Genomic DNA, 21,076 nt, shown 5'->3' with positions numbered 1-21,076 from the left:
GCACGGGGAGAGAATCAGAGTCACACGAAGGAATGCAGCCATGGCAACAGGCACAGTTAAATGGTTCAACGCCGAAAAGGGTTTTGGCTTCATTGCCCCCGATGACGGGTCCGCTGACGTTTTCGCCCACTACTCCGCAATCGCCAGCAGCGGATACCGCTCACTCGATGAGAACCAGAAGGTTGAATTCGATGTGACCCAGGGCCCCAAGGGCCCGCAGGCGGAAAACATCCGCCCGCTCTAAGGCTTAGGTGACCGCCGGCCCCGCGCCGGCGGAACCCCGTATCCTGCAGCGGCTTCTCCAGCATTTTGCTGGAGGGGCCGCTGTTTTGTTGCCCGCCGCCCCTGGCCACCAACCCTTCGAGTTCCGAAATTTGGGACAATCGGAGGGTGACGGGACAGGACCAGGACCCTTGGGAAGAGTTCGACCAACTGGGCCCGGCCGCGCCCGACCGCGTTCCCGGTCACCCCGGCGGTGAACCCCTGGGCTTCGGGTTCCGCACCGGCGTCCGCAGCGCGCGCGTCGCGGTCGGGTTCGCCATTTACACGCTGGCGCTGGGAACTGTCCTGGCGCTGACCGGATGCATTGTCTTCGCCGCCCGGGGGCAGTGGCTGCTCGTGGGCCTGATGCTGGCCATCGAGGCAGTCTTCATTTTCGCCTTCAGGCGCCTCGTGGCGCAGGCCCGGAACCGGTCCGGACACCGCCGTCCACGCGGGCACGGATTCCCGGAAAAACCTGCTTGACCTTGACGCAACGTCAACCCCTACGCTCAGACCATGGAAGCAACGGATGCCAAGGCGGGGCCTGACTGGTCCATCCAGGACGTGGCACGGCTCGCCGGCACCACCAGCCGTACGCTGCGGCATTACGACGAGATTGGGCTGCTGAAGCCCAGCCGCGTGGGCAGCAACGGCTACCGCTATTACGACGGCGCCGCCCTCCTGCAGCTGCAGCGGATCCTCCTGCTGCGGGAACTTGGCCTCGGACTGCCGGCCATTGCCGAGGTTTTCCGCCGGCAGACGGATCCTGCCAAGGCCCTGGGCCGGCACCTGGAGTGGCTGGCGCAGGAGCAGGAACGGCTCACGAAGCAGATGGCATCCGTCCGGCAAACCATTGAAACACTGAAAGACGGAGGAGACATGGTGGCGGAAAAGATGTTCGACGGGTTCGACCACACGCAGTACAAGGACGAGGTGGAAGAGCGCTGGGGCAAGGACTCCTACGCGAAAAGCGACGCCTGGTGGCGTGGAATGGGTGCGGTGGAACAGCGGGAGTGGAAGTCCCGCGCTGCGAAGCTGGGCAACGACTGGATAGCTGCTGCAGGTTCAGGGCTTTCCCCTGCCGGCCCTGAGGCGCAGGACCTGGCGCGGCGGCACGTTGCGTGGCTGACGTCCATCCCGGGCACCCCGGCCGCGGAGGACGGCGGAGACGTCAAGGGCTATGTTGTGGGCCTGGCGGAGATGTATGTTGCCGATGCCCGGTTCGCGGCCAATTATGGCGGCGAGCAAGGAGCAGGCTTCGTGCGCGACGCGCTGCTGGCTTACGCAGAGAAGCATCTCTAGGCGAACGCCGACTTCCCGGTCACGGCCCGCCCCACGATGAGGGAGTTGATCTCGTAGCTGCCTTCGTAGGTGTACAGGATTTCTGCATCGCCGAACAGCTTGCCCATTTCGAAGTCGGCACTGATGCCGTTGCCGCCCAGCAGCGACCGGCCCATCGCCACCGACGCGCGGGCCAGCCTGGTGGTGGTGGCTTTGGCCAGGGCCGCCTGCGCCATCTCCAGCTTCCCCTCCTCCTGAATCCGTGCAAGCTGTACCATCAGCGCGAGCGAGGCCGTGGCGTTTCCCAGGATGTCCGCAAGCTGCTGCTGGACCAGCTGGAACTGTGCCAGCCCCTTGCCGAACTGACGGCGCGCCAGTGAGTAGGAGCGGGCTATATCGAACGCGGCGAGCTGGATTCCGGCGGCCTGCCAGCCCACCCAGGCCCGGGAATCCCGCAGTAAGTCGTTGGCCTTGGCGAAGGAGGTGGCCCCGGGCAGCAGGTTGGCCGCCGGAATCCGAACGTCCTGCAGCGTGATGTCCGCATTCTGCATGATCCGCAGGCCGATCTTGTTGCAGATTTTGGCAGCCGTGTAGCCGGGCCTGTCCGTCTCCACCAGGAAGGCCTTGACCTGGTGGTCCTCCACGTCGCGTGCCCAGACCAGGGCGAAGTCGGCGATGGTGCCGGCCCCGATCCAGCGCTTGGCGCCGTTCAGGATCCATTCGGCGCCGTCCAGCCTGGCTGAGGTCGCGAGCCCGCCGGAGATGTCGGACCCATGGTCCGGTTCCGTCAGCGCAAACGCCCCAAGGCTGGTGAAGGCTTCAAGGCCTGGCAGCCAGCGGAGCTTCTGTTCCGCGGATCCCAACTCCTTGATGGTGCCCACAATGAGCTCATTGTGGATGCCCGTGAGGGCGGAGAGGGACACGTCCGCCCTGGCCAGCTCCACGTACATCAGGCCCTTGAGGAGGATGGAGCTGCCGTCCACCTGGAGGGCACCCAGTCCATATCCGCCCATCTCGGCAAGGAGATGGAAAGGGAACTCTTCACGGTTCCAGTACGGAATGGATTGCCCCCGCACGCGGTCCTGCAGGAATTCACGGACGCGAAGGTACCGCTCCCGCTCAGGCCCTGCCAGGAGGTCCGCAACGTACATGAGGTCGGCGTCGGGAAAGGGGAGCGCTTCGCCGCTTCCTTCCGGCCCCACCGGCATCCACCTCCGCTTCGCCCAACCATTGGATGTCCTAGTATATTCACATCGCTGACGAAAGAGTGATGCGCGTCACCCGAACGAAAGGTGTTCGATGGGTACCCCATTGTCCCGCGATCCCATTGCCGAGGCACGGCGGAACTGGGAGGAACATGGCTGGGCGGACGTCGCGGCTCCCATGGCTGCCATCACCGCCATCATGCGGACGCAGCAGATCCTGCTGGCCAGGATCGAGTCCACGCTCAAACCGTTCGGGCTGACGTTTGCCCGCTATGAACTCCTGGCACTGCTGAGTTTCACCAGGAAGGGCTCACTGCCCATGAATAAGGCGAGCGCACTGCTCCAGGTCCACCCCACGTCCATCACCAATGCGGTGGACCGGCTTGAGCGGGCGGGCCTGGTGGACCGGTCCCCGCATCCCACCGACGGCAGGACCACGCTGATTGAGCTCACCACCGCGGGGCGCACCTTGGCGAAGCGTTCGACGGCGGCGCTCAACGCCGAGGTGTTCAGCGCCCCGGGGTTCGACCCCGGCGACGTGGACCACTTGATCCGCATCCTCGGCGCCTTCCGCCGGAACGCCGGCGACTTCGAGGAGTGATGCGTGGCCTGGGGCGTGAAGCGCGGCTTTCTGGATGGGCCCGTCAGCGTCGGACTTTTTCCCGTTTGAGCCGCCGCACCACGAGCAGGGCTACCGTCACGCCCAGCGCAGCGTAGACAGCGTAGTTCAGGAACCTGGAATACTGCTCGATCAACTGGTATTGGGTGCCCAGCAGGTACCCCAGGCCGATCAGGGCCCCGTTCCACAGTCCGCTGCCCGCCAGGGTGTACACGCTGAAGGTGGCCAGGGGCATCCCTGACGCTCCGGCCGGGAGGGAAATCAGGCTGCGGACACCGGGGAGCAGCCGGCCGAAGAAGATGGAGGACCTGCCGTGGCGGCGGAACCATCCAGCCGCCTTCTCAAAGTCCTCCTGGTCCACCAGGGGGAGCCTGGACAGCCCGCGGATGGAACGTTGAAGGCCCAGCTTCGCGCCCAGCCAGTAAAGGAACAGCGCACCAAGGTAGGCCCCCAGGGTGCTGGTGACAAAGACGAGGATCAGCTGCAGGGAACCCTGTTTGGCGAGGTAGCCGGCCAACGGCAGGATCACCTCGCTGGGGATGGGCGGAACCACCGTTTCGGCGAGGGTGAAAGCACCCACGCCCCACTCGCCCATGTGCTCTATGGTCCGGGCAGCAACGCCCACCAGGCCGGTCAAATTGTCAGTTGAGCCGCCAGCGCCTGCCGCCATTCCCCACATAGAACTCCCCATCTGCTTCCGGCCGTCCCGTCCTGTCTACCCTAGGCAGCTGGGAAAAAGCTGGACCAAGGTCAGGACGGCCGGGAACGCACGTGCATCCGCTCCCCTTGGGTGCCGAAAAGGCTGAGGAATTCAACCGGCTTTCCATCCGCCCGGCCGAACCAGTGCGGCACGCGGGTATCGAACTCGGCGGCCTCCCCCGCCCCCAGGACCAGGTCCTGGCTGCCCAGCACCATACGGAGCTTTCCGTTGAGAACGTACAGCCACTCGTAGCCCTCGTGCACCTGCGGGTTGGGCTGGTCCAGCGGCCCAGCCGGAAGGATGTGCTTGTAGGCCTGGATGCCGCCCGGCTTCCGGGTGAGCGGAATGATGGTCATCCCCCGCGCTGTGATGGGCCGCAGGTGCACCCGGGGATCCCCCGTTGCGGGTGCACCCACCAGTTCATCAAGCGGGACGTGATAGGCCTTCGCCAGGGGCAGCAGCAGCTCGAGGTTTGGCCGCCGCTGGCCGGACTCCAGCCTGGAGAGCGTGCTCACCGAGATGCCCGTGGCGTCTGCCAACGCTGACAGGGTGATGTCCCGGGCCAGGCGGAGCGCCCTGAGCCGCGGTCCAACCGCCGCAAGCACAGCGTCCGTTCCCCCGTCCATGCCGCTTTCGGCTCCCATATCCATGGAGCCATATTGCCATTCCAGCAAAATACTTTGCCAGTCCGAACGGAACGCAGCAGCATGGGAGCCATGACTGAAAACTTCGAAACACTCCATGACGTCCTGGTTGTTGGCGGCGGCGCTGCCGGACTGAGTGCGGCCCAGATGCTGGGCCGCAGCCGCCGGTCCGTAGCCGTGGTGGACAGCGGGGAACCGCGCAACGCCCCTGCCGCCGGTGTCCACGGATTCCTGTCCCGCGACGGGATCAGCCCCGGTGAGCTCCTTGCCATCGCCCGAACGGAGGCTGAGGGCTACGGGGCTGCCGTGGTCCACGGCAGGGTCGTGGCTGCCGGCGGCGGCCTGGCGCAGGGCTTCCATGTAACGCTCGACGACGGCACGCAGTTGCGCGGCCGGCGCCTGCTGATTGCCACCGGGCTCACGGACGAGCTGCCCCCCGTCGACGGGCTGCGTGAGCGCTGGAGCAGGGACGTGCTGCACTGCCCGTTCTGCCACGGCTGGGAAGTGCGGGACCAGGCCATCGGCATCCTGGGGAACGGCCCGTGGTCTGTGCACCAGGCCCTGCTCTTCCGGCAGTGGAGCAGCACCATCACGCTCTTCCTGAACAACAGGGTTGCCCCGTCCGACGCCGAATACGAACAGCTGGCGGCGCGCGGCATCCGGGTGGTGGACGGGGTTGCCGAAGCTGTCCGGGTTGAACGTGACCGGCTGCGTGGCGTCGCCTTGGCCGGAGGTCCGGAGGTTGCCGTGGAGGCGCTGGTGGTGGGGCCCCGCGTCCATGCCCGGCTGGACGCCTTTGCCGGTCTTGGCCTGGGTCCGTCCGAACATCCGTCAGGAGCGGGAACCTACCTTGAAACGGATGCCGACGGCGGCACGCCCGTCCCCGGCGTCTGGGCCGCCGGCAACGTCACGGACCTGAAGGCGCAGGTGCTGGCCTCTGCGGCCACTGCCGCCTGGACCGCCGTCGTCATTAACAACCACCTCATGGCGGAGGAACTGGCAGCGGACATCGACGCCTACCGGAGGTCGCTGTCCCCTACCGGTGCCTGAACTCCGGCTGGCGCTTCTCCGTGAACGCCGCCATGCCTTCCTTCTGGTCCTCGGTGGCGAAGAGGGAGTGGAACAGCCGGCGCTCGAACAGGACCCCCTGGGCCAGACCGGTCTCGAAGGCGGCGTTCACGGCTTCCTTGGCAACCATGGCCACCGGCCTGGACTTGGAGGCGATCACCTCTGCGGCCTTCAAGGCCTCGTCCACCACGTCCTCGGCGGGGACCACCCGGGACACCAGGCCGCAGCGGTCGGCCTCCTCCGCCCCGATGAACCGCCCCGTAAGGATTAGATCCATGGCCTTGGCTTTGCCCACGGCTCGGGTCAGCCGCTGTGAGCCGCCCATGCCGGGCAGGACGCCCAGGTTGATTTCCGGCTGCCCAAACTTCGCGTTGTCGCCGGCGATGATCAGATCGCACATCATGGCCAGTTCACAGCCCCCGCCAAGGGCGAATCCCGAGACGGCCGCAATGGTGGGGATGCGCAGCCGGGTGAAGTCCTCCCAGCCGCGGAACCAGTCGGCTGCGTACATGTCCATGTAGCCCTGCGCCGCCATCTCCTTGATGTCGGCGCCGGCTGCGAAGGCCTTGCCGGAGCCGGTAATAACAACCGCCCCCACTCCGGGATCGGCGTCCATGGCCTTCACCGCGGCCACCAGTTCCTCCATGGTGGCCTTGTCCAGGGCATTCAGGGCCTGCGGGCGGTTCAATGTCACCAGGCCCACCCGCCCCCGCTGCTCCACGAGGATGTTCGCGTATTCGGTCACTCCGGGCTCCCGTCGTCCTGCGCTGCGCCGTGCGACGCACTGCCAGCTGAGTTCTCTGGTCCGCCGTCCGCCCTGTGGCCGGACATATCGCGGATGTCGGTGATGATGCCGGAAAAGTCCCTTCCCGCGCCCTCCCCTGCCGCAAACGTATCGTAGATTTCCGCGGCGAGCGGGCCCATCCGGGCAGCCACCCCGGTGCTGTTGAGGGCATTGACGGCCAATGAGAGGTCCTTGGCCATCAGGGCGCCGGCAAAACCTGGCTGGTAGCCGCGGTTGGCGGGGCTGGTGGGAACGGGGCCGGGCACCGGGCAGTTGGTGGTGAGCGCCCAGCACTGTCCGGACGCCGCGGAGGCCACATCGAACAGCGCCTGGTGGCTCAGGCCCAGCTTCTCCCCCAAGACAAATGCCTCGCTGACGGCGATCATGGAGACGCCCAGAATCAGGTTGTTGCAGATCTTCGCAGCCTGGCCTGCGCCATGGGCACCGCAGTGGACAACGCGCCTGCCCATCACGTCCAGCAGCGGCCGCGCAGCCTCAAAGTCCGCGGCGTCCCCGCCCACCATGAAGGTGAGGGTGCCTGCTTCGGCCCCCACTACGCCGCCGGAGACCGGGGCATCCACGGAGCGGTGGCCGGCATCAATGGCGAGGGATGCTGCTTCCCTGGCCTCGTCCACGTTGATCGTGGAGCAGTCCAGGAACATGGTCCCGGGCTTCGCCGCCGCCAGCAGTCCGGGCTGCCCCTCCCGGCCACGATAGGCATCCAGGACATGCCGGCCGCTGGGGAACATGGTGAGGACCACGTCAGCCCCGGAGACGGCTTCAACAGCGCCCGCCGCGACCGGGACGCCGCTGGCTGTGGCGGCGTCCAGGGCCGCCGGCACCACGTCGAAGCCGGCCACCGCATAACCCGCCTTGACCAGGTTCACGGCCATCGGACCGCCCATGTGGCCGAGGCCCAGGAAGGCGACAGTGTATTTATCACTCATGGTCAGGCTCCTTTTTGCTGCGGTTCCACGCCCCGAAGGTCCAGTTCCCGGCTCCCCAGGGGCTCAAAAAAGCGCTCCACCTGTTCCGGCGTCACGTCCGCCAGGGTGGCCGGGTTCCAGCGGGGGTTCCGGTCCTTGTCCACCACCTGCGCCCGGATGCCCTCCCGGAAATCCGGCGCTTCCAGGAACCGCAGGCCCACCCGGTACTCCTGCGCCAGGGCCTCGTCCAGGGTGCGGCCTTTCACGCGGCGGAGGGCGGCCAGCGTGACCTTCACCGACGTGGGCGACTTCGCCTCGATGGCGTCCGCCGCCTGGAAGGCCTCGGCGCTTCCTTCTCCTTCGCGTCCCCGCAGGCGCCGGACGATTTCCTCGGCGTCATCTGCGGAGTAGCAGGCGTCGATCCAGTCCCGCTGTCCCTGCAGTGGCGAGGGCGGGGCCTCCGTGCCGTAACGCACGACGGCGGCTTCCGCCGTTTCGTTTTCCAGCGCGGCCACGAGGGCGGGCAGTTTTTCGGACGGGACGAAGTGGCTGGCCAGGCCAAGGTACAGCGCATCCGCTCCGTCCAGGTGTGCGCCGGTCAGGCCTGCGTGGGTGCCCGTTTCGCCCGGGGCGCGGGACAGCAGGAACGTCCCTCCCACATCGGGTGCAAAGCCGATGGTGGTTTCCGGCATCCCTGTCCGGGTGCGTTCGGTGACCACCCGCACGGACCCGTGGGCGGAAATTCCGACGCCGCCGCCCAGCACCAGCCCGTCCATCACTGCCACGTAGGGTTTGGGATAGCGGGCGATCAGGGAGTTGACCCGGTACTCGGTTGCCCAGAAATGCGCGGTCCGTTCCCCACCTTCCAGCATGTCCCGATAGATGGCCACAATGTCGCCGCCGGCGCAGAGGCCCCGGTCTCCGGCGCCCTGCACCAGGACCGTGGCAACGCCGTCGTCGTCCGCCCAGGCGGTGAGCTGCTCCAGGAGCTGCCCCACCATGCCGGCCGTGAGAGCGTTGACCGCCCTGGGCCTGTTGAGGGTAATGACGCCCAGCCGGCCGCGGCGCTCGAACAGCACCTCCCTGCTGTCCACTGAAACCCCTGTATCAGCCGTGCCCTGTGGTGCGCTGTGCGTCATCAACTTCCTTCCGGCATCACGAAGCTTGCTCCGTGCCGTATTCCCGAGGGCCACCGCGTGGTCACCGTTTTGGTCTTGGTATAGAAGCGGAAAGCGTCCGCGCCATGCTGGTTCAGGTCGCCGAATCCCGAGGCCTTCCAGCCGCCGAACGTGTAGTAGGCGATGGGCACGGGGATGGGGACGTTGATGCCCACCATGCCCACGTCCACCCGGGTGGCGAAATCGCGGGCGGCATCACCGTCGCGCGTGAAGATGGCCACGCCGTTGCCGAACTCGTTCCTGGTGCACAGCTCGAGCGCTTCATCGTAGTCTGCCGCCCGGACCACGCACAGGACAGGGCCGAAGATCTCGTTGCGGTAGATCGCCATGTCCGTGGTGACGTGGTCGAAAAGGGTGGGCCCTACCCAGAAGCCGTCCTCGTGGCCCGGCACATTGAGTCCCCGGCCGTCCGCCAGGAGGGTGGCCCCGGCGTCAGCCCCCGCCTGGATGTAGCCCTCGATGCGTTCCCTGGCATCCGCGGACACCACCGGGCCGAAGTCGGACTCCTGGTCAAGGCTGTGGCCCACCTTGAGGGCTGCGACGCGCTCCTGGAGTTTGGCCACCAGCCGGTCCGCTGTTTCCTCCCCCACCGGTACCGCAACGGAGATGGCCATGCAGCGCTCCCCGGCGGAGCCGTAGCCGGCGCCGATGAGGGCGTCCGCTGCCTGGTCCAGATCGGCGTCGGGCATGATCACCATGTGGTTCTTGGCCCCGCCGAAGCACTGGGCCCGCTTTCCGTGGGCGGCGGCCGTGGCGTAGATGTATTGGGCAATCGGGGTGGAACCCACAAAGCCCACCGCCTTGACGCGCGGATCCTCCAGCAGCGCGTCCACGGCCTTCTTGTCGCCATTGACCACGTTGAACACCCCGTCCGGGACGCCGGCTTCCGTGTAAAGTTCGGCCAGCCGGAGCGGCACCGAGGGGTCCCGTTCGGAGGGTTTCAGGATGAACGCGTTGCCGGCGGCCAGGGCAGGGCCGGACTTCCACAACGGGATCATGGCCGGAAAGTTGAACGGCGTAATGCCCGCCACCACACCCAGGGGCTGGCGCAGCGAGTGGATGTCTATCCCCGGTCCGGCGTCGCTGGAGAACTCACCCTTGAGCAGGTGCGGCGCCCCGGCGGCGAACTCCACCACCTCCAGGCCCCGCTGGATGTCGCCTTTCGAATCAGCGAGTGTCTTCCCGTGTTCGGAGGACAGCAGCCGGGCGAGCACGTCCAGGTCCCGGTTGACCAGGTCCACGAAGCGCAGCAAAATCCTCCCCCGGCGCTGGGGGTTCATGGCCGCCCACTCCACCTGCGCCTTCTCCGCGACGGCCACAGCGTTCTGCACCTCATCCCCGCCGGCAAGCGGCACGCGGGCCTGGACCTGGCCGGTACAGGGGTCGAAGACGTCGCCAAAGCGGCCCGACAGGCCTGCTGCGTGATGGCCGCCGATGTAGTGGGAGAGTTCACGGACCATGACTGCACGCTCCTTCGCATGTGATCCAGGTCATTTCTGGTTGCGAATATACTCGGACTTCCTACTAACTTCCACCGGACGTTGCCCGTCCTTGTTCCACTGTCCCAGCCACATGGCAGGCACCGCCGTGCCGGGCCACATGGGTGCCTAATGCTGCCGAATAGAGCTGCATGCACGGGCGTGTCCGCGCCGTTGTGCCCCGTTTCGGCGGCACTTCCGGGTCCGCAATTCCGGCGCTCAAGGTAGGTTAGGAACTGTGAAGATAGCTACCTGGAATGTGAACTCGCTCCGTGCCCGCGCCGACCGTGTTGAAGCCTGGCTTCAGCGCAGCGACTGCGACGTCCTGGCCATCCAGGAGACGAAATGCAAGGACGACAACTTCCCGTGGGAGCTCTTTGAGCGGATGGGCTACGAGGTGGCCCACTTCGGCGTGAACCAGTGGAACGGAGTTGCCATCGCTTCCCGCGTGGGGCTGGAGGACGTTGAGCGGACGTTCCTTGACCAGCCCTCCTTCGGCAAAGCAGGCAAGGACCCGGTCCAGGAGGCCCGCGCCATGGCTGCAACCTGCGCCGGAGTCCGCATCTGGAGCCTCTATGTCCCCAACGGCCGTTCCCTGGACGACGAACACATGCCCTACAAGCTCAAGTGGCTGGAAAGCCTGAAGACCCACGCCCAGGAGCTCGTCGCGCAGGACCCGGGTGCCCAGGTGGCCCTGATGGGTGACTGGAACATCGCGCCGTTCGACGAGGACGTGTGGGACATCGACCTCTTCGTCAACAACCGGTACACGCACGTCAGCCCGCCGGAACGCGCCGCCTTCCATGCCTTCGAGTCGGCAGGCTTCACCGATGTGGTGCGCCCCTACACGCCGGGACCGGGCGTGTACACCTACTGGGACTACACCCAGCTGCGCTTCCCCAAGAAGGAAGGCATGCGGATCGACTTCGTGCTGGCCTCCCCGGCGTTGGCAGCACGCGTCACCGGCGCTTCGATTGACCGCGAGGAGCGTAAAGGCAAGGGAGCGTCGGACCACGCACCCGTGCTGGTGGAACTGGCGGACTGATGACCGTGACCTGGACCCACGCAAGGAGGCCGTCGTGACCGGAAACCTCTACCGGGGCCAGGCCGGCCTGCCGTTCTCGTCGACCCTGCGCGTCTACGAACCGCTGGACGCCTTCCCCGAAGAGCAACGGCAGGCGATCCAGGAGGCAGGGGCGCGTGCTGCCTCCCGCGCCGCCGTCGAAAACGCCGAACTGCTTGCTTCGCTGGGGCGCATCACGCGCTCCGGAGGCGACCCCTTCCCCACCGGACGCACAGACCTGGTGCGCGTCACCGCCGCCCCGGCACCGGCCGGCGGCAGCGACAGCGAACCATCTGCCGACGGAGCCGGCGCTGAGCCTGTGCTGCTGTACTGCCCCAGCCAGCTGGTGCTGCGCGCGGGCCTGGCCGCCAACGCCCTGATGGAGGGCATCCACGGCCCGCTGGCGGAACTGCTGATCCCCGAGGAACAGCGGGACAAGCACCAGGAACGGATCGACCAGGTGAAGGCCCGCGACGGCTCCACCCGCGTGCACACCCGGGCATCCACATGGGGAATCCCGTTCAGCTGGTTCTCGCTGTTCATGGAGTCGGACCACAAGGACGTTGTGGAAGCCGGGGGGCGGATCGTCACAGTGCGGGTGTGGGCGCCCATCACCGAGGCTTTGGAGCGTGCCCGCTACGCGGTGGCCAACCTGGCCCTGGCGGCGCCGGACCTGGACATGCTGGACGATCTTGCCCAGCTCACCGAGTGGCTTGAACTGTTCCACGTGGATTCCATGGTGGAGCTCGATTACGGTGCTGTCGCGGACAAGGTGTACCCGGACGAATCCCCCATGGACATCAGGCTGGGCATCGAGTGCCTCGCGGAGGGCGACATGACCGGTGCTGCTGCCGCCTACCGACGCCTGGCGTCCCGCTGGATTCCCATCCGGCAGCTGGCGCGCGCCTCCTAGGCTGGCCCTGGCGGCGCATACCCCAGCCGTCCCCTTGACCGGGGCGGCGCTAGGACTGTGGCGGCGCCGTCGTCCTTCTGACAATCAGTTCGTGGGGCGCGACGGCGGACTGGACCGATCCAACCTGCCCGTCCAGTTCATCAAGGAGCATCTTGGTGGCCAGCTCGGCCTGCTCGTCGGGCCGCTGGCCCACCGTTGTCAGGCCCACGGCCTCAGCGAAATCATGGTTGTCGATTCCCACGACGGACAGGTCTTCCGGCACCCGGACCCCGAGGCGGGAAGCTTCGAAGATCACGCCCATGGCCATCTCATCCGAGGCACAGAAGATGGCGGTGGGTTTGGTCCCCGGTTTGGACCAGAGCCGGCGGAAAGCGGCCTGTCCGCTGCGGACCGTGAAGTCGCCCCATTCATCCCATTCAGGCCGGGTGGGAAGCCCGGCCGCCGTCATCACGTCCTTGAACGCCAGGATGCGGACGCGGGGGACGTCGAAGTTCAGGTCCGTCTCGTCGTCGCCGTGCAGCAGTGCAATATCCCGGTGGCCCAGGTCGATCAGGTGGCGGACGGCGGTGGAGGCTGCCGCGTAGTCGTCTATCCCGATGTAGGCGCATTCCTCGACGTGGCCGCCCACCACCACCAGGGGTATGTCGATTTTCTGCAGATGCTCGAGTTCCTCATGGGTCAGCGCCATACACAGGACCAGCAGCGCATCGATCTGTTTGTAGACCATGGTCTTACTGAAGAGCCGTTCCCGGTTGCTGCCGTGCCCGCCCAGATTGAACAGGGACAGGTTGTAGTTGCGGGCGTGCAGCTCCCGGTCCGCGCCTTCGATGGCCTTGGAAAAGAACCACCGGCTCACAAAAGGCGCCAGCACCCCGATGGTCTTGGTCCGGCCTGTGGCAAGGCCCGAGGCCGAGCTGGAGGCCACATAGCCCAGGTCTCCAGCCACTTCGAGGATCTTTTGCCGCGTTGCCGGTGACACCCGGGGCAGACCCCGTACCGCCCGGGACACGGTGGCGGTGGACACTCCCGCGGCTGCCGCCACGTCTTCAATGCTGACCCCGCTGTGGCCGCCCCGTTGAGACCTTTCACTTGTGCGTGCCACGGTGTCCCCTCATATACTCCCTGCAGGCATGCGCCCTGCTTCTGTGCGATGCCCCCTGCAATGGTATTTCGGGCGCCGGCTTGCATCGCAGTGTTACCTGCCCGGGTGCCCGGCGGCGGGCCGAACCGGAAGTTTTACCTCCGGTCCGGCAACCGCCGCCGCAGCCGCACCATTCCATACAGCGCCAGGAGCGTGGCCAGCAGGCCCAACGCCCAGCCGAGGGCGGGCTGCGCCGTCACCTCCATCCAGACAGTGACCACCAGCAGGACCAGGGCCCAGAAGCTGAGGAACCCGATGATGATGTCAAAATCCTCGCCGGACCTGGCCCGGCGGCGCTCAGGACGCACGAAGCCTTCGTTGTGCCCGCCTTGCGCTGAAGGGTGCGTCACTTGACCGCACCAGCCGTCAGGCCGGCAATGATCTTACGCTGGAGCACCAGCACCAGGATCACCAGCGGAATGGTGACAATGGTGCCCGCGGCCATGATGGCCGTGTAGGGAATCTGGTTCGGCTGGGCACCGGCAAAGCTGGCGATGGCAACCGTGACCGGCTGCGTGGCGTCATTCGACAGCTGGCTGGCGATCAGGAACTCGTTCCAGGATGAAATGAACGCCAGGATTGCCGTGGTGAAGATCGCCGGAGCAGCCAGGGGCATGATCACTTTCCGGAATGCCTGGCCCTGCGTGCAGCCGTCAACACGGGCTGACTCCTCCAGCTCCCACGGCATTTCGCGGAAGAAGGAGGTCAGCGTGTAGACGGTGAGCGGCAGGACGAAGGAAATGTTCGGAATGATCAGTGCCTGGTAGGTTCCCATCCAGCCGATGTTGGTGAACAGCTGGAACAGCGGGGTGATCAGGGCAACGCCGGGGAACATGGAGGCGCCCAGGATAAAACCAAGTACCAGGAACTTGAACCTGAAGTTCAAGCGGGCCAGGGCATAGGCCGCGAACACCCCGATTAGCAGGGAAACGATCGTCACGACGGTACCGATGATGACGCTGTTGAGCAGAGCCTGGCCAAACCGGTTTCCGAAGGACGTGTCGAACGCGGTGGCGAAGTTGTCCAAAGTGACGTGGGTGGGCAGCAGCGAGGTGTCGTACGTATAGCCCACTTCACGGAACGCCGTCACCACCATCCAGTACGCAGGAGCCAGGCACCAGACCAGGATGACCGCTGCGCTGATGTAGGTTCGTCCCTGCGCCCACTTCTCCCGATTCTGGGCGGCCTTGCGTCCTTTATCCTGTTTGGCCCGCAAAGCCGTAGAGGCAGCCGTGGTTGTCATTTCTTCCCCTTACCCGTGGCTCCGCTTTGCTCCACAACGTTCGCACCAAGGAACCGGACGAAAATGAATGCGACCAGGAAAATGATGATGAACGTAATGGTGGACAAGGCCGCCGCTGAGTTGAACCCTTGCCTGATCTGGTTAATCACCAGGATGGACAGCGTGGTGGTGTTGTTGGCACCGCCAGTGAGGATGTACGGAAGGTCGAACATGCGCAGGGCATCCAGGGTACGGAACAGGATGGCCACCATCAGCGCCGGCTTCACCAGCGGAAGCGTGATGAGCCGGAACCGCTGCCAGGCAGTGGCACCGTCCACCTTGGCTGCTTCGTAAACATCCGCCGGAATCATCTGCAGGCCCGCAAGGATCAGCAGTGCCATGAACGGCGTTGTCTTCCACGTGTCCGCGATGATCACGGCCCACTTGGCCGGCCACTCACTTCCGGTCCACAGGATGGAGGCATTGAACATCTTATTGGCGATGCCCTCGAAGGCGAAGATGAAGAGCCACAGCTGGGCGGTGACGGCGGTGGGGATGGCCCAAGGCACCAGGACAGCGGCGCGGACGAGGCTGCGGCCCTTGAAGGTGCGTGCCATGATCATGGCCATCCAGAACCCGAGCACGGTCTCAAAGCTGACCGTGACAACGGTGAAAAGGAACGTGGTTCCGGTTGCGTTCCAGAACTGGCCGCCCAGCGTGCCGGGCGGGCAGGCGACAGTGCCGCCGCCAGGGGCTGCGCACTGCTGGCCAAGCCAGTTCACGTAGTTCTGGATGCCAGCCGGACCACCGGCCGTGAACAGGCCGGTGGCAGGGTCCAGTCCGGCGTCCTTCTGGAAGGACATGATGAGTGCGCTGATGATCGGGTAAACGATCACGATGCCCAAGGCGATGATGGTCGGGGCAAGAAGCCATGAGGCCCACTTACCTTGGCTGAGGATTTTGTTGTCTTCCCCTACGCCCTTGGGGCCGTGGTGGACCGGGGTCCCGCCCGACGCCGGCTTGGTTGCCGGCGTCGGGCCCAATTCGGTAGCCATGGTTTATTACGATCCTGCGCCGGCGGACTCGATGGACTTCTGCATGTCGGCCAGCGCCTGTTCAGCAGACTTCTCACCCTTCAGTGCAGCGTAGGAGTTCTCCTGGATGGCCTGGGTAACGGCCGGGTAGAAGGGAGTAACCGGGCGCGGTACAGCGTTCTCGATGGAGGTCTTCAGGACAGGAAGGTACGGAAGCTTGGCAACGAGTTCCTGGTCTTCGTAGAGGTCGCCAAGGACCGGAGCGAGCGAACCCTGGGTAGCGAAGAACTTCTGCTGTTCTTCTTCGATGAGGAACTTCACGAAGTCCAGGGCCGTGGCCTTGTTCTTGGAGTAGACGCTGATTGCGGCATTGTGTCCACCGAGTGAAGAAGCACCGGGGCCATCTTTGCCCGGAAGTGCGGCCATGCCCAGGACGTCCTTCACCTGCGAGGAGCCCTCTGTGGTGGCCAGGTTGTAGACGTAGGGCCAGTTGCGGTGGAACAGCAGCTTGCCTTCCTGGAATGCGCGGCGGCTTTCCTCTTCCTGGTAGGTGATGGCTTCGGCTGGGATGTTGCCGTTCTTGAATGCTTCAACCAGGTTGTTGAGGCCTTGCTCGGCCTCGGGCGTGGTCAGGTTGGGCTTGCCGTCGTCGCCGAGCACGGAGCCGCCGGCAGAGTTGATGGCCTCGGAAGCATTCACGGTCAGGCCTTCGTACTGCTTGAACTGACCCGAGTAGCAGCCGATGTTATTTTCCTTGGCGATGGAGCACATCTCCATCATCTCCGCCCAGGTCTTGGGTGCTTCCGGAACCAGGTCCTTGCGGTAGTAGAGGATGCCGCCATCAGAGGACACCGGAGCGGTGTAGAGCTTGTCCTGGTAGGAGCCTGCTTCAACGGTGGGCTCAAGCATACCGTCCGTTGGGATGGCCATGGCGCCTTCAAGCGGCTGGAGCCATCCGCGGGCTGCAAATTCCGCAGTCCAGACGACGTCGACACTGACGACATCGTAGTTTTCGTTCTTGGCCTGGAAGTTCTGGACCAGGTCATCGTGCTGCTGGTCTGCCTGGTCGGTCTGCTCCTTGAACGTCACCTGCTCATCCGGGTGCGCAGCATTCCACTTGTCCAGGAGGGGACGGACCACGTTGCTGTTGTCCTTACCCTGTACATACGTGATGGGCCCGCGGCCCTCGAGGTTGGCTTCGGCGTCACTGCCGCCTCCCGCGGTCCCGCCTCCACCTCCTCCGCCGCAAGCGGTGAGGGTCAGGGCCAAAACGCCGGCGGTGGCAGCCGGGAGTAGGAATCTAGGGGTTTTCATTAGCTTGAAGCTCCTCGCTGAGTGACAAGTAAGTCGACAGTGCGGTTGTTTGGTGAGGTTGTTGTGGTGACCATCACACTAGTAAGGTTGCTGTCGGCAATGCAAGCGTTTACATCAAAAAGTTATCTGAGAGGAACCTAATGTCCAAGCCGAGCGTTCCTGCCTCTGACCAAACCGGGGAATGGTGGGCCGACGCCGTCGTCTACCAGATCTACCCCCGCTCCTTCGCCGACGGCAATGGCGACGGCATGGGCGACCTGCGCGGGGTTTTGGACCGCTTGCCCTACCTGGAGCGGCTGGGCGTGGATGCCATCTGGCTTTCCCCGTTCTACAAGTCCCCGCAGGCCGACGGCGGCTACGACGTGGCTGATTACCGGCAGGTTGATCCCCTTTTTGGTTCCCTCGAGGACTTCGACGCCATGTTGCAGGAAGCTCACCGGCGCGGGCTGAAGGTCATCGTGGACCTCGTCCCCAACCACACCTCGGACGAGCACGACTGGTTCCGGGCTGCGCTCAGCGCCCCGCCCGGGTCCCTCGAACGGGAGCGTTACATTTTCCGTCCTGGCAAGGACGAGGTGCCGGGGTCCGGTGACGGCAACCGGGCACCCAATAACTGGAAGTCGATTTTTGGCGGAGCCGCTTGGACCCGGGTCACCGAGGCGGACGGTTCCGCAGGAGAGTGGTACCTGCATCTCTTCGACACCAAGCAGCCGGACCTGAACTGGGAAAACCAGGAGGTACGGGAGGAAATGCGCTCTGTCCTCCGCTTCTGGCTGGACCGCGGTGTTGACGGTTTCCGTGTGGACGTAGCCCACGGGATGGTCAAGGAGGAGGGCCTTCCGGACTGGGAAGGGGTGGCCGCCATGGTGGAAGGCACTTCCGAGGTTCCACGGGAACCGTCCCCTCCAGGTGATGCACCCGGCGCCCACACCAACGCGGAAGAGCCGCACCGCGCGGTATCCCCGGTGTATCCGCCCTCGCCCTTCTTCGACCAGGACGGCGTGCACGACATCTACCGGGACTGGCACCGCGTCCTGTCCGAGTACGGCAGCGACCGGATGATGGTGGCCGAGGCCTGGGTGGAACCGGCCGAACGGCTGGCGCTCTACGTCCGGCCGGATGAGATGCAGCAGGCCTTCAACTTCGATTTCCTGATGGCCGGCTGGGACGCCGAGCGCATGGCAGAGGCGATCGACGCATCGCTCAAGGCGGCCCAAGCCGTGGGTGCCCCCTGCACCTGGGTGCTGAGCAACCACGACACCGTCCGCCATTCCACCCGCTTCGGGCTCACGGACCCCACCACGTTCCCCAAGGGCATCGCCGGGGACGATGAGCAGCCGGACACGGCCCTGGGGCTTGCCCGCGCCCGCGCGGCGACCATGGTTGAGCTGGCGCTGCCCGGCTCCGCCTACCTGTACCAGGGCGAGGAACTGGGACTCCCCGAGCACACCACGCTTCCGGACGAGGCGCGGCAGGACCCCACGTTCTTCCGTACCCAGGGCGCAGAAACCGGACGTGACGGCTGCCGGGTACCGCTTCCGTGGGCTGCGGACAAGCCCGGTTACGGCTTCGCGGATTCATTCCCGGGCGAACCGGCGTCCCCATGGCTTCCCCAGCCTGCCGAATTTGGGCCACTTGCCGCCAACCAGCAGGATGCCGAGGAAGGGTCCACCCTGGAGCTGTACCGCGCAGCACTCGCCTTCCGGACCGCCCGGCGCCTCGGCACCGGCTCCCTGGCCTGGGCCGAGGTCCACGCACCGGAAAGCGGCCTGCTGGCCTTCCACAACCGTGATGTCCTGATCCTCGCCAACATGGGTTTCGCGTCCGCGCCCATCCCCGACGGCTGGGCCGTGGCGCTCTCCAGCGGACCGGAGCCTGCCGCGGAGTGGGAGCTGCTGCAGGAGGTTCCCGTGGACTGCGCCGTGTACCTGACCCGGAACTAGAAGACGGTCAGCGGACGCGCTCTGCCCTGCGGAAGCGCGTCCGCGCTCCGGCTCCGATATGGATCAGCACGGGAATGTTCTTTCCCACCGCCTGTTCCAGGGCTGATACCAGCACCGACACCTCGTCGGCGAGCAAGTGCGGCGCCACGCCCTGCCGCGGAAGGAGCCGGACCTTCAGCGCGGGCATGCCTTTGACGTCGTAGGTGGTCACCGTGGCGCCGGCGAGGTCGGGACGGTGCGCGAGCGCATGCTTCAGCGCCTGCTCCGCCACTCCCCCGCCGATCCGCACGTCACCCGGGACCTCACCGGGATCATACTCGACGGCCAGCACATCGGTCCGCCCTTTGCCCTGCTGGGCAACCCAGGCCACCATGAGGCCAATCAGCACCAGCAGGGCCAGTGCCACCAGGATCCACAGCCAGCTTTCGGGCCGCCCCGGAAACCGGGTGGCATTGAACGCCGCGTTGATTCCGCTCCATGCGTCCGCGGACCATGCCCGCCACCAGGAGGCCACGGCGGGAACAGCGGCCAGCAACATCAGCAGGCAGCCAACTCCAAGCAGCAGAAGTCCCAGTGCCGCGACCAGGATGCGGTTGAGAACGGTGGGGGTACTGTTCATGCGCCGATCACTCCGGATGTCGCCACGTTCACGCGCACCTCGGGCAAGGGATCCAGTGCCATGGCGTCCACTTCGCTGCGGACTGCCGCGAGGACAGAATCCTGGTTTACAGGCACACCCGAGGTGGGACGGACATTCACCACTACCTGCCGCCGGGAGACCACCACCATGACCTGTTCCGGCGTGACGTTCGCAGCAAGCCGGGCGCGCCGGGCCAGCGAGGAAGCGATGACTTCATCGTCCACCACAACGGCCGGGCCCGCGGCTTCCCGGCCAGCACCCATACGGTGGCGGGCGCGGCGTCCAGGCAGAACCCCATTGAGGAGGAACACCAGGCCGGCCATGGCCAGTACCGCGCCGATGGCGCCCAGCAACAATGGAGGGATCCCCGCCGGCAGCGCAACCAGGCGCTCCGCAGCCACCTGCGGCTCGATCAGCCAGGCCGTTTGCCCAATTGCGTGGACGCCTGCTTCGAGGAGCCCATAGGCTGCCAGCACAATGACCAGGACGGCCGCTGCGGTGGCCACCGCAGCACGCGTTGACCGGGTTTCACGGCGCAGGATCCGGTCCATATCCGGGCTTTGGCCTTCACCATCGCGGCTCATTGCACGCGCCCCCCTTCACTGATCTTTGCCCCCGTAATCCTGATGTCCACCCGGCTCAGCCCGGAACCGCTGAGCTCCGCCACCGCCGCCAGGATGCCGGCCTTTGCCCTCACGGTCCGGTCCCACATGGAACCACCGGTCTTGTCAACGCTCGAGGGATCCTGGACCACCGCACTCAGCGGCGGCATGCTGATAGGTGCGACGAGGGACAGCGCCAGCAGGCCGTCGTCGTCCGTCCAGTCAGCGCGCACGTCGTCCGGCTCCACCCCGAGGAATTGGGCTGCTGCGGCCTTGGCGAGGCTTGTCAGGGCCTGGGTACTGATGCGGTTGTGGCCGCTCAGCTGTTGGCCCCGGACCGCCGGGGCTGTGGAGCTCATGAGGACGAGCGCCGGCCGATGATGGCGTCCAGGACCCCGCGAAGGTCCAGTTTCCCTTCGGCGGCCCTGCCCAGGAGTGCCCCGATGGCCATAAAGAGGAGGGAAACCAGGAAGCCCCATAACCCGAACTGCAGGGACATGAAGGCGACGAAGGCACCCATTGCTGCGCCGGCCACGGTGAGGTTCACAGCAGCGCCTCCCTTCCGGCCGTGCCGGAAACGTCAGTCGGTCCGGAAACGGCGGGTTTGACCGGAGGCGGAATGTAGACGTCGGTGACTTCCACGTTTACCTCGATCACCTGCAGCCCCACGAGCTCCTCGACCGCCCGGTAGACGGCGGCACGCACGGCGTTGGCCAACGAGTGGAGCGGTGTCCCGTAACTCGCAACCAGGCTGATGTCCACGGCAACCTGTGTTTCACCGACTTCGGCCCGCACACCGGCGGCATGGTCGGAACTGCCGACGGCGTCGCGGATGGCACCGAGCGCGCGTGACGGGACAGAGCCCAGGGAATAGACACCGGGAACGGAGCGGGCTGCTATGCCCGCCACCTTGGCGACGGCTGTCTCGGAAATAACGGTTCGGCCGGGGCCGGGTACGGGAACCGGCGCGGCCCGCTGTTGTAGCCCCTGGCTGGGTTGTGGGTTCTGGTATTCCATCAGGCACTCCCCCTTCTGTTGATCCCCACCCTATCCCCGGCGG

General features: G+C 65.9%; 25 protein-coding genes. 8 read left to right on the top strand and 17 right to left on the bottom strand.

Annotated features, from left to right (window positions below):
- Positions 1 to 40 precede the first annotated feature (40 nt).
- The 3 genes from ACKAE7_RS08950 (at position 41) to ACKAE7_RS08940 (ending at position 1,563) form a co-directional block, all read left to right on the top strand.
- Positions 41 to 244: a cold-shock protein gene (locus ACKAE7_RS08950; RefSeq protein WP_013599688.1), complete on the top strand. Its 204-nt coding sequence runs from the start codon at positions 41 to 43 to the stop codon at positions 242 to 244.
- Positions 245 to 390: 146 nt separating this feature from the next.
- The gene (locus tag ACKAE7_RS08945) at positions 391 to 744 is read left to right on the top strand and encodes a hypothetical protein (RefSeq protein ID WP_188811378.1); all 354 of its coding nucleotides are present in this window, start codon (positions 391 to 393) and stop codon (positions 742 to 744) included.
- A 33-nt stretch (positions 745 to 777) separates the two neighbouring features.
- Positions 778 to 1,563 carry a MerR family transcriptional regulator gene (locus ACKAE7_RS08940; protein WP_408978978.1) on the top strand — a complete coding sequence of 262 codons (786 nt, stop codon included), beginning with the start codon at positions 778 to 780 and terminating at the stop codon, positions 1,561 to 1,563.
- Here the strand turns inward: ACKAE7_RS08940 and ACKAE7_RS08935 are convergent.
- Positions 1,560 to 2,693 (bottom strand): acyl-CoA dehydrogenase family protein, encoded by a 1,134-nt coding sequence (locus ACKAE7_RS08935; RefSeq protein ID WP_408978984.1) that lies wholly within the window; start codon positions 2,691 to 2,693, stop codon positions 1,560 to 1,562. The genes ACKAE7_RS08940 and ACKAE7_RS08935 overlap by 4 nt on opposite strands.
- A 148-nt stretch (positions 2,694 to 2,841) precedes the next feature.
- Between ACKAE7_RS08935 and ACKAE7_RS08930 the strand changes: the two genes are divergently transcribed.
- Positions 2,842 to 3,348, top strand: coding sequence for a MarR family winged helix-turn-helix transcriptional regulator (locus tag ACKAE7_RS08930; protein ID WP_104188143.1), 507 nt, complete (start codon positions 2,842 to 2,844; stop codon positions 3,346 to 3,348).
- Between the two features lie 43 nt (positions 3,349 to 3,391).
- Here the strand turns inward: ACKAE7_RS08930 and ACKAE7_RS08925 are convergent, their stop codons facing one another.
- Both ACKAE7_RS08925 and ACKAE7_RS08920 read right to left on the bottom strand, forming a co-directional pair.
- Positions 3,392 to 4,045 carry a DedA family protein gene (locus ACKAE7_RS08925; protein WP_188811372.1) on the bottom strand — a complete coding sequence of 218 codons (654 nt, stop codon included), beginning with the start codon at positions 4,043 to 4,045 and terminating at the stop codon, positions 3,392 to 3,394.
- A gap of 71 nt (positions 4,046 to 4,116) precedes the next feature.
- Positions 4,117 to 4,692, bottom strand: coding sequence for a helix-turn-helix domain-containing protein (locus tag ACKAE7_RS08920; RefSeq protein ID WP_188811657.1), 576 nt, complete (start codon positions 4,690 to 4,692; stop codon positions 4,117 to 4,119).
- A 90-nt stretch (positions 4,693 to 4,782) separates the two neighbouring features.
- On the opposite strand from ACKAE7_RS08920, the gene ACKAE7_RS08915 reads away from it, so the two are divergent.
- The gene (locus tag ACKAE7_RS08915) at positions 4,783 to 5,760 is read left to right on the top strand and encodes an NAD(P)/FAD-dependent oxidoreductase (protein ID WP_408978977.1); all 978 of its coding nucleotides are present in this window, start codon (positions 4,783 to 4,785) and stop codon (positions 5,758 to 5,760) included.
- Here the strand turns inward: ACKAE7_RS08915 and ACKAE7_RS08910 are convergent.
- From ACKAE7_RS08910 to ACKAE7_RS08895, 4 genes are read right to left on the bottom strand one after another with little or no spacing between them, the layout of a single operon-like run.
- Positions 5,747 to 6,523 (bottom strand): enoyl-CoA hydratase, encoded by a 777-nt coding sequence (locus tag ACKAE7_RS08910; protein ID WP_190613160.1) that lies wholly within the window; start codon positions 6,521 to 6,523, stop codon positions 5,747 to 5,749. The genes ACKAE7_RS08915 and ACKAE7_RS08910 overlap by 14 nt on opposite strands.
- Positions 6,520 to 7,509 (bottom strand): 3-hydroxyisobutyrate dehydrogenase, encoded by a 990-nt coding sequence (mmsB, locus tag ACKAE7_RS08905; protein ID WP_408978976.1) that lies wholly within the window; start codon positions 7,507 to 7,509, stop codon positions 6,520 to 6,522. Before mmsB ends, ACKAE7_RS08910 begins: the two co-directional genes overlap by 4 nt.
- 2 nt (positions 7,510 to 7,511) lie before the next feature.
- Positions 7,512 to 8,627 carry an enoyl-CoA hydratase/isomerase family protein gene (locus ACKAE7_RS08900; protein ID WP_408978975.1) on the bottom strand — a complete coding sequence of 372 codons (1,116 nt, stop codon included), beginning with the start codon at positions 8,625 to 8,627 and terminating at the stop codon, positions 7,512 to 7,514.
- Entirely contained in the window at positions 8,627 to 10,126 is a 1,500-nt protein-coding gene (locus ACKAE7_RS08895; protein ID WP_408978974.1) for a CoA-acylating methylmalonate-semialdehyde dehydrogenase, read from the bottom strand. The genes ACKAE7_RS08900 and ACKAE7_RS08895 overlap by 1 nt, the downstream gene beginning before the upstream one ends.
- A gap of 256 nt (positions 10,127 to 10,382) precedes the next feature.
- Between ACKAE7_RS08895 and ACKAE7_RS08890 the strand changes: the two genes are divergently transcribed.
- Positions 10,383 to 11,189, top strand: a complete 807-nt coding sequence (locus ACKAE7_RS08890; RefSeq protein WP_191035356.1) for an exodeoxyribonuclease III — start codon at positions 10,383 to 10,385, stop codon at positions 11,187 to 11,189.
- Positions 11,190 to 11,223: 34 nt separating this feature from the next.
- Positions 11,224 to 12,120 (top strand): hypothetical protein, encoded by an 897-nt coding sequence (locus tag ACKAE7_RS08885; protein ID WP_188811363.1) that lies wholly within the window; start codon positions 11,224 to 11,226, stop codon positions 12,118 to 12,120.
- 49 nt (positions 12,121 to 12,169) lie between these two features.
- Here ACKAE7_RS08885 and ACKAE7_RS08880 read toward each other — a convergent pair whose 3' ends face one another.
- From ACKAE7_RS08880 to ACKAE7_RS08860, 5 genes are all read right to left on the bottom strand, one after another.
- Positions 12,170 to 13,222, bottom strand: coding sequence for a LacI family DNA-binding transcriptional regulator (locus ACKAE7_RS08880; RefSeq protein WP_188810385.1), 1,053 nt, complete (start codon positions 13,220 to 13,222; stop codon positions 12,170 to 12,172).
- Between the two features lie 134 nt (positions 13,223 to 13,356).
- Positions 13,357 to 13,611, bottom strand: a complete 255-nt coding sequence (locus ACKAE7_RS08875) for a hypothetical protein (RefSeq protein ID WP_408978973.1) — start codon at positions 13,609 to 13,611, stop codon at positions 13,357 to 13,359.
- A complete protein-coding gene (locus ACKAE7_RS08870; RefSeq protein WP_408978972.1) occupies positions 13,608 to 14,504 on the bottom strand; it encodes a carbohydrate ABC transporter permease in 897 nt (298 codons plus the stop codon). Before ACKAE7_RS08870 ends, ACKAE7_RS08875 begins: the two co-directional genes overlap by 4 nt.
- Positions 14,501 to 15,538 (bottom strand): carbohydrate ABC transporter permease, encoded by a 1,038-nt coding sequence (locus ACKAE7_RS08865; RefSeq protein WP_408978971.1) that lies wholly within the window; start codon positions 15,536 to 15,538, stop codon positions 14,501 to 14,503. The genes ACKAE7_RS08870 and ACKAE7_RS08865 overlap by 4 nt, the downstream gene beginning before the upstream one ends.
- 6 nt (positions 15,539 to 15,544) lie before the next feature.
- Positions 15,545 to 16,831: an ABC transporter substrate-binding protein gene (locus tag ACKAE7_RS08860; protein ID WP_408978970.1), complete on the bottom strand. Its 1,287-nt coding sequence runs from the start codon at positions 16,829 to 16,831 to the stop codon at positions 15,545 to 15,547.
- 140 nt (positions 16,832 to 16,971) lie between these two features.
- On the opposite strand from ACKAE7_RS08860, the gene ACKAE7_RS08855 reads away from it, so the two are divergent.
- Positions 16,972 to 18,774, top strand: coding sequence for a glycoside hydrolase family 13 protein (locus ACKAE7_RS08855; RefSeq protein WP_408978969.1), 1,803 nt, complete (start codon positions 16,972 to 16,974; stop codon positions 18,772 to 18,774).
- 7 nt (positions 18,775 to 18,781) lie between these two features.
- Here the strand turns inward: ACKAE7_RS08855 and ACKAE7_RS08850 are convergent, their stop codons facing one another.
- The 5 genes from ACKAE7_RS08850 to ACKAE7_RS08830 are packed head-to-tail and all read right to left on the bottom strand — an operon-like array spanning position 18,782 to position 21,033.
- Positions 18,782 to 19,393, bottom strand: a complete 612-nt coding sequence (locus ACKAE7_RS08850; protein ID WP_408978968.1) for a hypothetical protein — start codon at positions 19,391 to 19,393, stop codon at positions 18,782 to 18,784.
- Positions 19,390 to 19,998 (bottom strand): hypothetical protein, encoded by a 609-nt coding sequence (locus ACKAE7_RS08845; RefSeq protein WP_408978967.1) that lies wholly within the window; start codon positions 19,996 to 19,998, stop codon positions 19,390 to 19,392. The genes ACKAE7_RS08850 and ACKAE7_RS08845 overlap by 4 nt, the downstream gene beginning before the upstream one ends.
- A complete protein-coding gene (locus ACKAE7_RS08840) occupies positions 19,995 to 20,375 on the bottom strand; it encodes a hypothetical protein (protein ID WP_408978966.1) in 381 nt (126 codons plus the stop codon). Before ACKAE7_RS08840 ends, ACKAE7_RS08845 begins: the two co-directional genes overlap by 4 nt.
- Positions 20,372 to 20,563: a hypothetical protein gene (locus ACKAE7_RS08835; RefSeq protein WP_066273523.1), complete on the bottom strand. Its 192-nt coding sequence runs from the start codon at positions 20,561 to 20,563 to the stop codon at positions 20,372 to 20,374. The genes ACKAE7_RS08840 and ACKAE7_RS08835 overlap by 4 nt, the downstream gene beginning before the upstream one ends.
- Complete coding sequence (locus ACKAE7_RS08830; RefSeq protein WP_188810375.1) at positions 20,560 to 21,033, bottom strand: Asp23/Gls24 family envelope stress response protein; 474 nt, start codon at positions 21,031 to 21,033, stop codon at positions 20,560 to 20,562. The genes ACKAE7_RS08835 and ACKAE7_RS08830 overlap by 4 nt, the downstream gene beginning before the upstream one ends.
- Positions 21,034 to 21,076 lie beyond the last annotated feature (43 nt).

It is taken from the genome of Pseudarthrobacter sp. NKDBFgelt (assembly GCF_046097905.1).
Lineage (GTDB): Bacteria > Actinomycetota > Actinomycetes > Actinomycetales > Micrococcaceae > Arthrobacter > Arthrobacter polychromogenes.
This window is presented reverse-complemented; position numbering and strand designations above follow the sequence as displayed.

What these genes read in the sequence shown, in the direction of transcription:
- ACKAE7_RS08915 (WP_408978977.1), top strand. Translation starts at nt 4,783, where the DNA reads ATGACTGAAAACTTCGAAACACTCCATGACGTCCTGGTTGTTGGCGGC.
- ACKAE7_RS08830 (WP_188810375.1), bottom strand. Translation starts at nt 21,033, where the DNA reads ATGGAATACCAGAACCCACAACCCAGCCAGGGGCTACAACAGCGGGCC.
- ACKAE7_RS08855 (WP_408978969.1), top strand. Translation starts at nt 16,972, where the DNA reads ATGTCCAAGCCGAGCGTTCCTGCCTCTGACCAAACCGGGGAATGGTGG.
- ACKAE7_RS08920 (WP_188811657.1), bottom strand. Translation starts at nt 4,692, where the DNA reads ATGGACGGGGGAACGGACGCTGTGCTTGCGGCGGTTGGACCGCGGCTC.
- ACKAE7_RS08860 (WP_408978970.1), bottom strand. Translation starts at nt 16,831, where the DNA reads ATGAAAACCCCTAGATTCCTACTCCCGGCTGCCACCGCCGGCGTTTTG.
- ACKAE7_RS08870 (WP_408978972.1), bottom strand. Translation starts at nt 14,504, where the DNA reads ATGACAACCACGGCTGCCTCTACGGCTTTGCGGGCCAAACAGGATAAA.
- ACKAE7_RS08935 (WP_408978984.1), bottom strand. Translation starts at nt 2,693, where the DNA reads ATGTACGTTGCGGACCTCCTGGCAGGGCCTGAGCGGGAGCGGTACCTT.
- ACKAE7_RS08925 (WP_188811372.1), bottom strand. Translation starts at nt 4,045, where the DNA reads ATGTGGGGAATGGCGGCAGGCGCTGGCGGCTCAACTGACAATTTGACC.
- ACKAE7_RS08930 (WP_104188143.1), top strand. Translation starts at nt 2,842, where the DNA reads ATGGGTACCCCATTGTCCCGCGATCCCATTGCCGAGGCACGGCGGAAC.
- ACKAE7_RS08845 (WP_408978967.1), bottom strand. Translation starts at nt 19,998, where the DNA reads ATGAGCCGCGATGGTGAAGGCCAAAGCCCGGATATGGACCGGATCCTG.
- ACKAE7_RS08940 (WP_408978978.1), top strand. Translation starts at nt 778, where the DNA reads ATGGAAGCAACGGATGCCAAGGCGGGGCCTGACTGGTCCATCCAGGAC.
- ACKAE7_RS08865 (WP_408978971.1), bottom strand. Translation starts at nt 15,538, where the DNA reads ATGGCTACCGAATTGGGCCCGACGCCGGCAACCAAGCCGGCGTCGGGC.
- ACKAE7_RS08850 (WP_408978968.1), bottom strand. Translation starts at nt 19,393, where the DNA reads ATGAACAGTACCCCCACCGTTCTCAACCGCATCCTGGTCGCGGCACTG.
- ACKAE7_RS08895 (WP_408978974.1), bottom strand. Translation starts at nt 10,126, where the DNA reads ATGGTCCGTGAACTCTCCCACTACATCGGCGGCCATCACGCAGCAGGC.
- mmsB (WP_408978976.1), bottom strand. Translation starts at nt 7,509, where the DNA reads ATGAGTGATAAATACACTGTCGCCTTCCTGGGCCTCGGCCACATGGGC.
- ACKAE7_RS08950 (WP_013599688.1), top strand. Translation starts at nt 41, where the DNA reads ATGGCAACAGGCACAGTTAAATGGTTCAACGCCGAAAAGGGTTTTGGC.
- ACKAE7_RS08840 (WP_408978966.1), bottom strand. Translation starts at nt 20,375, where the DNA reads ATGAGCTCCACAGCCCCGGCGGTCCGGGGCCAACAGCTGAGCGGCCAC.
- ACKAE7_RS08900 (WP_408978975.1), bottom strand. Translation starts at nt 8,627, where the DNA reads ATGACGCACAGCGCACCACAGGGCACGGCTGATACAGGGGTTTCAGTG.